This window comes from Pantanalinema rosaneae CENA516 (genome assembly GCF_050753385.1).
GTDB classification, from domain to species: domain Bacteria; phylum Cyanobacteriota; class Cyanobacteriia; order Leptolyngbyales; family Leptolyngbyaceae; genus Pantanalinema; species Pantanalinema rosaneae.
In genome coordinates, this window is sequence record NZ_JBLZFZ010000071.1 from 1 (window position 1) to 12,287 (window position 12,287).

Annotated in this window: 12 protein-coding genes; 6 read left to right on the top strand and 6 right to left on the bottom strand. The window is 51.4% G+C overall.

Annotated elements, in window-relative coordinates:
• Positions 1 to 100: 100 nt before the first annotated feature.
• The 5 genes from ACN4EK_RS27680 (at position 101) to panB (ending at position 4,169) form a co-directional block, all read left to right on the top strand.
• Complete coding sequence (locus tag ACN4EK_RS27680) at positions 101 to 370, top strand: hypothetical protein (protein ID WP_431661603.1); 270 nt, start codon at positions 101 to 103, stop codon at positions 368 to 370.
• Positions 367 to 1,068 carry an energy-coupling factor ABC transporter ATP-binding protein gene (locus tag ACN4EK_RS27685; RefSeq protein ID WP_431661606.1) on the top strand — a complete coding sequence of 234 codons (702 nt, stop codon included), beginning with the start codon at positions 367 to 369 and terminating at the stop codon, positions 1,066 to 1,068. Before ACN4EK_RS27680 ends, ACN4EK_RS27685 begins: the two co-directional genes overlap by 4 nt.
• Positions 1,069 to 1,254: 186 nt before the next feature.
• Positions 1,255 to 1,806 (top strand): NYN domain-containing protein, encoded by a 552-nt coding sequence (locus ACN4EK_RS27690; protein ID WP_431661607.1) that lies wholly within the window; start codon positions 1,255 to 1,257, stop codon positions 1,804 to 1,806.
• An 83-nt stretch (positions 1,807 to 1,889) separates the two neighbouring features.
• Positions 1,890 to 3,257: a ligand-binding sensor domain-containing protein gene (locus ACN4EK_RS27695; protein ID WP_431661610.1), complete on the top strand. Its 1,368-nt coding sequence runs from the start codon at positions 1,890 to 1,892 to the stop codon at positions 3,255 to 3,257.
• A 126-nt stretch (positions 3,258 to 3,383) separates the two neighbouring features.
• A complete protein-coding gene (gene panB / locus ACN4EK_RS27700; RefSeq protein ID WP_431661612.1) occupies positions 3,384 to 4,169 on the top strand; it encodes a 3-methyl-2-oxobutanoate hydroxymethyltransferase in 786 nt (261 codons plus the stop codon).
• A gap of 13 nt (positions 4,170 to 4,182) precedes the next feature.
• Here panB and ACN4EK_RS27705 read toward each other — a convergent pair whose 3' ends face one another.
• Together ACN4EK_RS27705 and ACN4EK_RS27710 are read right to left on the bottom strand one after the other, a co-directional pair.
• Positions 4,183 to 4,563: a hypothetical protein gene (locus ACN4EK_RS27705; protein ID WP_431661614.1), complete on the bottom strand. Its 381-nt coding sequence runs from the start codon at positions 4,561 to 4,563 to the stop codon at positions 4,183 to 4,185.
• A gap of 32 nt (positions 4,564 to 4,595) precedes the next feature.
• Entirely contained in the window at positions 4,596 to 5,417 is an 822-nt protein-coding gene (locus ACN4EK_RS27710; protein WP_431661616.1) for a squalene/phytoene synthase family protein, read from the bottom strand.
• 329 nt (positions 5,418 to 5,746) lie between these two features.
• On the opposite strand from ACN4EK_RS27710, the gene ACN4EK_RS27715 reads away from it, so the two are divergent.
• Positions 5,747 to 7,369 carry a B12-binding domain-containing radical SAM protein gene (locus tag ACN4EK_RS27715; protein ID WP_431661619.1) on the top strand — a complete coding sequence of 541 codons (1,623 nt, stop codon included), beginning with the start codon at positions 5,747 to 5,749 and terminating at the stop codon, positions 7,367 to 7,369.
• A 21-nt stretch (positions 7,370 to 7,390) separates the two neighbouring features.
• On the opposite strand, the gene ACN4EK_RS27720 is transcribed toward ACN4EK_RS27715, so the two are convergent.
• The 4 genes from ACN4EK_RS27720 to ACN4EK_RS27735 all read right to left on the bottom strand — a co-directional run bounded on the left by ACN4EK_RS27720 (position 7,391) and on the right by ACN4EK_RS27735 (position 12,137).
• On the bottom strand, positions 7,391 to 8,158 hold the full coding sequence (locus tag ACN4EK_RS27720; protein ID WP_431661622.1) for a glycosyltransferase family 2 protein: 768 nt from the start codon (positions 8,156 to 8,158) through the stop codon (positions 7,391 to 7,393).
• A gap of 288 nt (positions 8,159 to 8,446) precedes the next feature.
• A complete protein-coding gene (locus ACN4EK_RS27725; RefSeq protein ID WP_431661624.1) occupies positions 8,447 to 9,526 on the bottom strand; it encodes a cysteine peptidase family C39 domain-containing protein in 1,080 nt (359 codons plus the stop codon).
• Positions 9,527 to 9,611: 85 nt separating this feature from the next.
• Positions 9,612 to 11,585, bottom strand: a complete 1,974-nt coding sequence (locus ACN4EK_RS27730) for a glycoside hydrolase family 10 protein (protein ID WP_431661626.1) — start codon at positions 11,583 to 11,585, stop codon at positions 9,612 to 9,614.
• Positions 11,586 to 11,651: 66 nt separating this feature from the next.
• A complete protein-coding gene (locus tag ACN4EK_RS27735) occupies positions 11,652 to 12,137 on the bottom strand; it encodes a tetratricopeptide repeat protein (RefSeq protein WP_431661628.1) in 486 nt (161 codons plus the stop codon).
• Positions 12,138 to 12,287: the final 150 nt, after the last annotated feature.

Below are 12,287 nucleotides of genomic sequence, written 5' to 3' on the forward strand. Positions count from 1 at the left end.
AGATGTGTATAAGAGACAGCCCCATCTCCCCATCTCCCCATCCAATCTGCCCGGGATTTGCGATACTTAGAATCGAACGTCCTAATTCACCACTGATTGCATGTTCATTATTGACTTGACCATTCGGAACACCGCGATGACCTTATCGGTACAGCGTAAGACCCAGGAAGAAGCTGAGGGAGTTTACCAGCAAGTGCTGGACGCGATTCGATCGGGTGGGAGTAACTTATTGGAATTAACCTGCGATTACCAGGTTGGTAAGAAGATTAGCGTCGTTAGCAGTGACATCTCCGCCGTTCAGATGTATGAGAAGTCCAGTACAGCGACCGCGTCTGGCAGACCTCCCGGCTTCTTCGCTCTAGCCGAATGAGCGCCAACCTTGTCGTTGACGATCGCTTTGCGATTCAGGTACACGATCTCTGTTTTCGCTGGTACAAAGGCGATACAGTTTTGCGATCGTGTAGCCTGAACGTTCCTAAAGGCGAGTTTTGGATGCTGTTGGGGACAAATGGCAGTGGCAAATCGACCTTACTACGGCTACTGGCAGGGTTACTCCAAGCGCAATCTGGCGAGATTAAACCAATGCCTCGCTGTGGCTTTGTCTTCCAAAATCCCGACCATCAATTAGTTATGCCGACCGTGGGTGCGGATGTTGCCTTTGGGTTGGTGGAAGAACAGTTACCCCCAAACCAGTTACAGGCTCGGGTCGCAGAAGCCCTAGATGCCGTGAACTTGCTGCCGTTAATTCGCCGTCCGATCTATGCCCTCAGTGGTGGACAGAAACAACGGGTTGCCATTGCTGGCGCGATCGCCCGACATTGTGAAGTATTATTGCTGGACGAACCGACCGCCTTACTTGATCCTGATAGCCAACTGGAATTAGTGGCTCAGGTACAAAAGTTGGTCAAACGCCGAAATTTAACCGCTCTATGGGTAACGCACCGTTTGGACGAATTAGATTACTGTGACGGGGCATTTTTGCTGGAACAGGGCAACGTCGTGGATCAGGGTGATCCGCAACGCCTGCGACAACGCCTGATGCAAATGCCTGTCAGCAGCGAACCGTAGGGGCAACGCCTGCGATCAAACCAATTCGCCATTATTTAGTAAATCTTGATCTGAAGCCTTCGTCCTTCCTGACCAAGAATCTGGATTGCTACAGTTTGTTATCTGTAGTACAGCGTAATTACTTGATTAAATATTAAGATTGATTGAAAATCTGATTATGCCCATGTAAACGTTTCAGGTGTTCCCATGCCGCGATCGTCTCCGCAGGCACTGCTATTTGTAGACGGCTACAACGTAGTCGGGCATTGGGCTGACTTGAAACGCACCCGCGATCGCCTGGGTTTGGAAGAAGCCCGCCGGAAGCTGGTTGAGGCATTAGCTAATTACAGCGCTTACCAGGGCTACGATACCCGGATCGTGTTTGATGCTCAATACCAGGACACCTGCGGCAGTCGGGAGATCATCACCCGCAACCTGAGTATTCATTACACCGATTTTGGGCAAACCGCAGACACCTTTATTGAAAAAGCCTGCGCCGATTTTCGCTACGACCTGCGGAAGTTTCATCAACGCCTGATTGTGGCGACCTCCGATCGGGCTCAACAACTTACAGTAGTCGGTTATGGTGCGGAATGGATGTCGGCGGAACGGCTAGCCGCCGATGTAGACATGATTGCCTGCCGGGTGCAACGCCAGCAGAAACCTGCCCGCAAAACTCCGAATCGCCTGTTAGCCCATTCCCTCGATCCGATCGCGCAAAAACGGCTCTCGGATTTACGGATGGGAAAGTTGCAGTGAACCCATAACGAACCGCTTCATCTTCTGGAACTGACAGTATGATGGGGCACAGGATACCCAATCTGCTGTATAGGGTCGTTACTATGGCATTGCGTACAAGCCTCATCCGAGGGTTAATCGGTTCGATCGTGGTTCTGGGTTGGCAGGGCTGGGGATACCAATCGACGGTTCGATCGGAGGTAGTAAGAGTCAGTAGCCATCGCGATCGACAAATTGCCCAGACGTTGGTGACTCCGAGCCGGGAACCTGCTCCCCTGTATCCCCCTACGGCTCCTCCCCCGCGTCAGGAACCCCTACCGAATCAACGGCAGACCCAACAGGAACAGACGATCGGCATTGATTACCGGATTAGTGCCCTCCAGCCCGATAGTTCTCGCAACCTGTGGGTGGCTTCCTGGCAGGGTCTGGCACAAATTGATCCCAACACGGGACAGATTTTGCAACGGGTTAGTTTACCGAATGTCACGGTGGGAGCGCTAGCCCAGGATCGCAGTGGTCGGATTTGGGTGGGTAGCTATGAAGGATTAGTCCGAGTGGATCCACGCACCGGACAATTGACAGCGCAAAATTTTGCCTTGCCTTCTAATCGGGTGTTATCGCTATTAGTCGATAAACGGGGCTACCTTTGGGTCGGAACGGATGCTGGCTTAGTGTTGATTAGTCCTGACCAGGGTTTAATCATGACTACGGTCAAGAACTTGCCCGGAGTGAGTGCCAATGCTTTGACCTTAGATACCCAGGGGAATCTCTGGGTGGGAACGTTAGACGGCATGGTGCGGATTAATACCGCCAGTGCCTTGATCATGCAGCGCATTACTGACCTGCCTGGAACAACAGTACAAACGCTGACCACCAACCCTAATGGCACGATTTGGGCAGGGACACCGAATGCCCTATTGGAATTTGATTTTGGCTATGGGCCGGAACCACCACCGCCAGCCCCCAGACCCGCCGCTCAGCCAGCCACCACTCGCAATGCAACGGCGAATGCCCGTCGATCGCCAACTCAAGCAACCAATCGGGTAACTACAACGCGCTCGACTCAGAGAACTGCCCAAAAACCAGCCCAGAAACCTGCCCAGACGGCAAAACCACAACCTCAACAACGCCCTGCTGCCACTCCGGCGGCGAATCAGTCAGCTCCTCTGTTAGAGAGTATGCGACCCCCGAAACTGCGATCGGTGACGCAGATGCAAGGGCGGAATGTGAAAGCTCTGCGCTTCGATCGCACCAATCGCCTCTGGGTCGGAACAGGGACGGGTCTGGTGCGCGTGAATCCCGCTAATGGTGCGATTGATGGCGAGATTAGTAATCTCCCCTCTGCCCAGATTTTTGCGCTGGCAGCCGATACGGGCAACAAACTTTGGGTTGGGACGGGGCAGGGACTTGCCTGGGTAAGTATGACGACTTACCAGGTGGGAGTTCACAATACGTTTAATGCCGTCCGGTAGTAGTTCCCGGGCGATCGCATGTAGAACAGGGGGGCTAGGGTGTAGGGTGTGAATAGGCGAGTGCTAACCGCAGAATGCAGAATGTCGCAGTGCGCTTGCCGATTTCTCTACATCCTGGACTCTCTCATGGCATTAACGACTTGGCAGTTGAAGCAATATAAACAACAGGGACGCGCGATCGTAGCGTTGACCGCTTGGGATTATGCCTTCGCCCATATTCTGGATCAGGCTGGCGTGGATGTGATCCTGATTGGCGATTCGCTGGCAATGGTGGCGCTAGGCTACGAAACCACTCTGCCGATTACCTTAGATGAAATGCTGCATCACGCGAAGGCGGTGCGGCGGGCAGTCAGCCATGCTCTCCTGGTCTGTGATCTGCCGTTTATGACCTATCAGGAAAGTGTGCAGCAAGCCCTACATTCGGCGGGACGAGTGCTGAAGGAAACGGGCATTCAAGCGGTCAAATTGGAAGGGGGCAATCCGATCATGGCGGAAACGGTCGCCCATCTGGTGCAGGCAGGCATTCCCGTGATGGGACATGTGGGATTGACTCCTCAATCCGTACATCATTTGGGTTATCGGCAACAGGGGAAATCTGCGGCGGCTGCCGAACGGATTCTTGATGAAGCGATCGCCCTGGAACAGGCTGGAGCCTTCGCGATCGTGCTGGAACATATCCCTGCCGATCTTGCTGACCAGATTACCCAGAAACTGACGATCCCGACGATCGGAATTGGAGCCGGATCGCACTGTGATGGACAGGTGTTAGTCACCGCCGATCTGCTGGGCCTATCGACCCGGATTCCTCCCTTCGCTAAACTGTATGCCAACCTGCGGGAAACCGTGACCCAGGCGGTTCAAACCTTTAGCAGTGAAGTCCGGGAAGGCAAGTTTCCGCCCAGGGAACCGTAACGCCGCTGATGGCTCACTGAATTTTCTCGGCTAGGGGTTGGCAAAAGCGATCGAGCCCGGTTTTGATCACATAAAGGGCAACGGGAGTGGCTAACTTTAAGGGCAGGTTCGCTTGAGCCGCGAAGGCGGTAAGGCTATCTGCCGTTAGCCCATCTTCCAGTTGTTCCTTAAGATCGTCCTGGCAAATAATATGTCGCCAGCGTTTGGCTAGTCCGTCGATCCAGCGATCGTTGGTAGAAGGTTCCTGTCCCACCTGAATCGCCAGGGCGATCGCGGCATCTTCCAGGTCGCCCTCACAATCAGCGATTTCATCCAGTGCTTTCAGGGCTTCGGGATACGCAGTGAATTCTGCCCGAAATTGATCAATCTCTTCAGGCGTAATCGTAATAGTCATGGATTGATGTATTGGCGTACTTTACCGCTAGTCTATCGAGAACTATTCGTGACCTGTTCGACTAAGGCAATTACTGCACTGCGGCTGAGTTTTTCCTCTCCCTGGGATAAGGCATTTAAGGTCGCGTGAGCCAGCGCCAGGGGAATGCGGCAAAAGTCGAGGGCAGGTCCTATAGGTAAAGCGTCCGTATACGCATCGGCAAACGCAAGATTTCTCCGGGCATAGCCTTGCATCTTTTCCAGATCCCAGTCAGTTGGGAAGAACGATACGCCCCGCCGCAGATCTTCGTGATGGTTCCGCAGGATGTTAACCGCTTGCAATCCCCGCCCAAACCCGATCGCCTGTAACCGATTGGTTTTGGTGCAGTCGTACCAATTCCATAAATCCGATAACAATAAGCCTACGGCTCCCGCCACACTAAAGGTATAGCGATCGAGGTCAGCCTCCGTCTCCACATGCCAATTTGTTTCTGCCCAATGAGCCATCCGGTCAGACATGGCGGCAGTGGCATCCCAAATCCGGGGGGCGATCGATTCGGGTGCTAACGCTGCCCATTCCCCAACTCGGAGCGTCACCTCGGGTAGCACATCCCGATAGGGCTGCAAGCGGGCGGTCAGGGTATCGGCGGTAAACCGATCGGTCGCGGCTTGCAGTTCCAGACTAATGATTTTTAATAGCTTCGCCTTGAAAGAATTTTCCAGGGTTGGGTGATCCTCTACCTCGTCGATCGCCCGCATACATAAGTAGGCAGAGGCTACGGCTTCCTGTAGCCCAGCAGGCAAACGACTGATCGGGATGTAAAATGTTCGGCTCGTTTCGGCTAAAACCTGCAATGCATCTCTGCATAATTCCATCGATCCACTCCTCAACCGGCTACACCAAGTTCGCTCTAAAATATATCCCTCTTTCGGAACTTTTGCGGAGATTGCTCCGGAATCTCAGTTCAACCTGAACCTCGACCACCTTTCTCCCAGGCGAAAATCGTACCCTGATTAGAACTTAGATACTTACAATTTGTCTACTAATCCGGATATTTACTGTGGCAATTTTGGCGGATTCCTGGGTTATCAGCCGTGGGTTATGTGACATTGGTAGGTATTTTGTGATTCAGACGAGGGGTTTAATCTCCTGGCAGAAGGTGTAGCATACAGGGGCATCAACCGCAATTCAGGAGGAGTGCTGGATGATTGCCGTGAAAGCCGCAAATTTAGCGATTTCCGAGCGCCCATTGGGTAAAACTCCCTATCAACCGCATCACCATCGCCGAATTCTGTGTGTTTTTCCCAAATACAGTCGATCGTTTGGGACATTTCACCATGCTTATCCCTTAATGGGCCGCAATGTTAAAGCCTTTATGCCGCCGCAAGGCATTCTGGTGGTCGCGGCTTATCTACCGTCTACCTGGGAAGTCCGCTTCATTGATGAAAATGTGCGATTGGTGCGATCGGCGGATTATCGCTGGGCAGATGCGGTGATCGTCAGTGGGATGCATATCCAGCGACAGCAAATTAATCGGATTAATCAACAGGCTCATCAATATGGGGCAATAACGGTTTTAGGTGGACCGTCCGTGTCCGGGTGTCCCGAATACTATCCCGACTTTGATCTGCTGCATTTAGGGGAATTGGGTGATGCCACCGATCGCATGATCGAATATCTGGATTTGCATGACGATCGCCCTCCCCAGCAACTCCGATTTACCACCCAGGAGCGACTACCCTTGAGCGAGTTTCCGCTCCCGGCATATCACCTGCTCAACCTGAATCATTACTTTTTAGCGAATGTGCAATTTTCCAGTGGTTGCCCTTATCGCTGTGAGTTTTGTGACATTCCGGAACTTTATGGACGCAATCCCCGCATGAAGCGACCGGAACAGGTGTTGGCAGAACTGGATGCGATGCTGCGATCGGGCAACCCTGGAGCCGTCTATTTTGTCGATGATAACTTTGTCGGCGATCGTCGCGCGGCGATGGAACTGTTACCACACCTGATTGACTGGCAACGTCGCAACGGTTATCCCGTCCAATTTGCCTGTGAAGCCACCCTGAATTTAGCCCAGAGTCCCAAGTTGCTGGAAATGATGCGGGAGGCGTATTTCTGTACGGTGTTCTGCGGCATTGAAACGCCGGAGCCGGAAGCCCTGAAATCGATTTCCAAACAACACAATCTCAGTATGCCGATTCTGGAGGCGATTAAAGTGCTGAACAGTTACGGCATGGAAGTGGTATCGGGGATCATTTTAGGACTGGATACCGATACGCCAGACACCGTCGATCGCATTCTGGAATTCATTCGGCGATCGCACATTCCCATGCTGACGATTAATCTCCTGCATGCCCTGCCCCGCACTCCCCTCTGGCGACGACTAGAGCAAGAAGGGCGCTTAGTGATTGACGAAACACGGGAATCGAATGTGGAATTTTTGCTGCCCTACGATCAAGTAATTGAGATGTGGCGGCGGTGTATTGTCACAGCTTACGAACCCACCTTCCTGTACGAACGGTTTGCCTATAACCTGGAACATACCTATCCCAACCGGATTAAAGTGCCGAATAGCCCTGCTCGCACTTCGTGGAAAAATATTCGTAAAGGACTGCGATTATTACGCACGATTTTGTTACGAGTGGGAGTATTTAGCCACTATCGCGACACCTTCTGGCAAATGGCAACTCCTAAACTTAAGGCAGGGAAAATCGAAAGTTTAATTCATGTTGGTTTAGTCGGACATCACTTAATTACCTTTGCCCAGGAATGCGCCAGCGATCGCGAATCGGCATCGTTCTATTCCCAAAAAGTTCGGCATTAAACCAGTGCTAATTTTGGCGGATTAGTCAGGTTTAATATATGGCTCGATCGCCTGACCAAAAATTGGCACTAACAGGAAAGTAGGCAGCAAATATTGTGGGTAGATCAGAGAAATATTTTTTTGATGAATCACATGCAATACCAGACCTTCCTGATCTGCCCAATAAGCGGCTTGGTGTCCACTTTGAATGATTTGTTGCACCAGTTGGTAGTCTTCCCCAAAATGCACATCGTTAAACGTTAACGTTTCAAAAATGCGTTTGCGATAGACATAGGAAAACCCAAACCCCCAGAGAGTTGGTTCTACCCATTCCGCCTCATCTTCGGGTGAGATGCCATCCGTATAAATGACTTCTAATTCTTCTCTAGGGGCAACTTTAAAGTGGCACTTGCCTACCTTAGTGGTGTCCCAATAAAAGAGACTCTTTTCCTTCTGGGCATAGGCATACCAACCACTTAAAGTGATGAAATCATAGTTATCTAATACGGCTAAACTGCGTTCAATATAATGCGAGGCATAGTAATCATCATCATCGAAATGAACAATAATTTCACCCGTCGCCTGCTGAATTAATAGATTGCGTTTTTCTCCTGTAGACAAGCGACGATCGGAATAAATATAGGTCACGTTTGGATCAGATAACGCTTGAAAAAACTCAGAGGGTTGAGGACTATCATCTAATACCAGTAGTTCTTTTTCAGGATGAGTTTGGGATTGAAAACAAGCATATAAATTTCTCAGATTACCTTCTCGTTGCTGATACGTTGGCGTAATGATACTCACTTTCATAGAGTTCTAAATTAGCTGATGAACTTCTGCTGTGAACTGATGAGTGTTTATCAGAATAGGTTTGGTAGCAATCTATGATCTCTAACATGTACACACATCTCAGCAACCTTAAAATTTGAAATTTTGCCCCCCTAGCCCCCCAAGTTTGGGGGGAACCTGATATTCAAAGTCCCCCAGAATTGGGGGATTTAGGGGGCGAAAGAGTTTGCAACTGAGCCTTATGTGTACACGGTAGCCTACCGACTGAACCCCAGTTCAACCTGATTGTTCAATACAGCAAAGACATTGCTAGCTGATTGTAGCCTCAGACTCCTGTTCTGAATACGTGCCAAATGGAGTGTCCAGAGTGGGAACAGCCTTCAGAAATGAGCCAGTCAATAATAACGTGGTTTTAATGTCTAAATTTCCAGTTTGGGCAACTCGCATGGCGGTTTGAAACTTACGAATCGCTGGCTGAATATCGGCGGCAGCAGGACTCAAGTATCCCAGGGTTTTGAGATAATTAGTAGCCCGATCGACACTTAGCTGCTCATCACCGGGGCGGAAAATTGGCACATATTCCTGCCGCCAAATCTCGGCAAACTGTTGACGATCGAGGACAAAAATCCGCCCTCTTGCCGGATCACCAATTACGGCGCGATCGTTATCCATCGCTAACAGCGCCACCGCATGGGGTAACTTCCGCCCACCACTAATTAACCAAACTCCTAACACCCCAGGGCGATTGATCCGTTGCATTTGCTCCCAACTGGGAGATAGTTCCGCTCCCTCCATGCCTAACTCACGGGCAGCAACAATCAACTGTGGCATTGATGTGCCTAAGCGACTGGTGCCGGCCAGTTTCGCCACACTCGATTCCGTCGCCTCAATTCCCCACCGGCGCAACACAGTCGCTAAAGCAGCAGGCGCACAACTACTCATCGAAGTTTGCTGAAATACCCCATTGGGCTGGAGGTTATTCGCCAGCTCTGGGTAAATGGGGGACAGAAAGTAGGACTCCGATGCCCCAAAGCCTGCCAGTCCCAGTAGCCCAACCAGTGCGACGGCGGCGACCTGAAGGCGAGCCGTTTTCCAGGTAATGATAAACGCTAAACCACAAAAGCCTAGAAGAACGATGCGGAGAATACTCCAGGTGATTTGCATCCCGTAAACCCGCCACTCGATCGGTAAGACAGGTAACTGGGGCACGTTTAAGGCTAAAACTACTAAGCCAATGTACAGTCCCAGAAATAGAACGGACAGTAAGGGATTGCCTTTGAACAAATCGTTAGCGGTTGCCCCTTTACGCAGCAACACCCGTCCCACCGATATTCCCCAGCGAAACGCCAGTCCGCCCAACAACATCGTCACAATGAATTCTAACCGCATGGCTCAGGTTGAAGATGGAATGCTTAGATGCAGAAACACCTTCTCCTAGCCTAGCTTCGGAATTTCGATCGCGATTTTCTCCCAATTACACTTTAATCATCACCCCGGCACTCTCCTGGGCTAACCGATTCACCGCACAAATTGCGTAGGTGCCGGATGGGGCTGGAACCGTCGTGGTTGTCGCGGGAAGAATTTGGCGTAATGTCCAGCCAGTATTCGTTTGTTGATATAGCGTCCAAGAACGCACCTCCGCGCCCGCCGCATTCCAGGTCAACTGATGATTGGCAACCCGCACTCCACTGGGTAAGGCTGGCGGTGTGGCTGGCAGCCAGGACATCGTTGGTGCTAACGCTAAACTTTGGTAAGTCGCTGTTTGGAAGCGATCGGTCACGCCCTGCCGATTATTCAATAACGCGGTCATGCTAAAGAAAATGTTGCCGATCGCCCCGCGATCGAACCGTTGCCGGGTAATCTCCACCTGCCGTTCCGTTTCGGTCAAATCCCAAGTGGTGCCATCCAGACGACTGAGCGTATTCCCGGCATAAACATGCCGTTGCTTGGGATTATTGCTAATCCACCAGTCCAATAGGGCGGGGTAACTTTGGGCAGGCGGATCAATTCGCCAGTAGAGTTGGGGTGCCAGGTAATCGACCCACCCCTGTTGTAACCATTTCAGCGAGTCGGCATAAAGCTGGCTGTAGGCATCTAATCCTTGAATTTGTGCAGGTTGACCCGGACGATAAATTCCGAAGGGACTGATGCCAAATTTCACATAGGGTTTGGTTGCCCGAATTCCGTTTAATACCCGTTGGATCAGCGTATTCACATTCTCCCGTCGCCAATCGGCCAAGGCGAGACTGCCACCACTATTCCGGTATGCCTGATAGGTCGCATTATCGGGAAAGGTTTGCCCAGTGATCGGGTAGGGGTAAAAATAATCATCCAAATGAATGCCATCCACGTTATACCGCCGCACCACATCCATAATCACGTTGTAGGTGCGATCCTGAACCACCTTGGCACCGGGGTCTGCCCACAGTTGTGTTCCCCAGGTGTAAACCACACTGGGATTGGTGACCGCGATATGGGGTCGCACATTGACGGTACGTTGAGCGGTGCGGGCACGATAGGGATTAAACCAGGCATGGACTTCAATGTTGCGTTGGTGTGCCTGATTAATCACAAATTCCAACGGGTCATAAAACGGATTAGGGGCTTGCCCCTGAGTGCCTGTAATCCAATTACTCCAGGGTTCCAGGGAGGAGGCATACATCGCATCGCCTTCTGGGCGTACCTGAAAGATCAGCGTATTAAAGTTCAATGCCTGCATGCGATCGAGGATCGTGATCAGTTCCGTCTGCTGTTGTTGGGTGGACAGTCCCGTAGCCGAAGGAAAGTCTCCATTCCAGACACAGGCAACCCAGACTGCCCGGAGTTCGCGGCGATGTCCCACGGTAACAGTTTGCATCGGGCGCACAATGTAGGCAGAGGCGATCGCGGTCGCTTGCCCTAATTGGACTAAGCATTGGTAAATGAAGGCTGATACCTCCCCCCGCGTAGTGGCTTGGAGCGGTCGGAGTTGGGACAGGTTGGGATAGTTCACCACAATTTCATTTGCCGTGGCGGCGGCGATCGTCGTGGTTGCCCAACTGGGAATCTGCCCACTGTCTTGGTAGGTCGTGGACAGATTGACGGGTGGAGAGTTGGCAAAGCCTAAACCACCGGCTAATGCTGCTAATGCCTGAACCCGGGGAATATTCTCATTCGGACGAAATTGTTGTCCAGGATAACCCGTTAAAAAATTGGTTTGATACGCATACCGAATCGCGTTAATTGCCCAGTGATTCGCTGGAACATCCGTGAAGGTGAGCGGTGGACGGGCGATCGGGCGGGGGAAGGCAGTCTGCAACAGTACCGCAAATTCAGCTCGGGTCACAGGTTGATCGGGTCGAAATGTCCCGTCTGGGAACCCTCGGACAATATTCCGTTGTGCCAAACCTTCAATAAACGAACGCGCCCAGTGATTCTGAATATCGGGAAACCGGGGAGAAGTCACCATAGATGCAGGGAGTCACCAATTCTGACCTACCAGACTATCCCGATTTTGGGATTACGCACGGATTTCTCAGGCGATCGCGGTGACGGTTGCCATTCTTTGCAGTTGGGGTGGGAGCCAAAGGGGATAGTCGCAGCAAATCTGATTGCTCTGTTGTTGCATACTGAGTGCCATTTTGTAGCTTGCGATCGCCTCATCATGCCGATTCAAGTAGGTAAGGACGGCTCCGTGGAAAATCCACACTTCCCGATCGTCCGCCACCAGTTCTAAGGCTTGGTTGAAACTTGCCAGAGCCGCTTTGTAGCGTCCCAGATGCATTAACGCTACCCCGCGAAACACCCAACTTTGGTGATCATCCGGTTGCAACTGTAATGCCGCATCAAAGCTAGCCAATGCTGCCTCATAGTATCCCTGTCGAGTTAACACCTTCCCGCGCCCACACCAGATACGATGAATGGTGTTCTGGGTGGACTGCGATCGCAAATAGCTGCTGACGGTTGCCGATACTGGCATTCCTGACAGAGGCGAGGCTTTCACGGAGGTCAATGGACTCATACGGGAGATACTTCGATAGTTAAGGTAGATGGGAGAGAGGAGACGGTTATTTCCTGTAGAAAATGCTACTCATCTCCTCCAAGGACTGTCAGTGACTTAGACATCACTTCAGCAAAAAAAAATACAGAGCCGGACATCTTAAAGTTTATG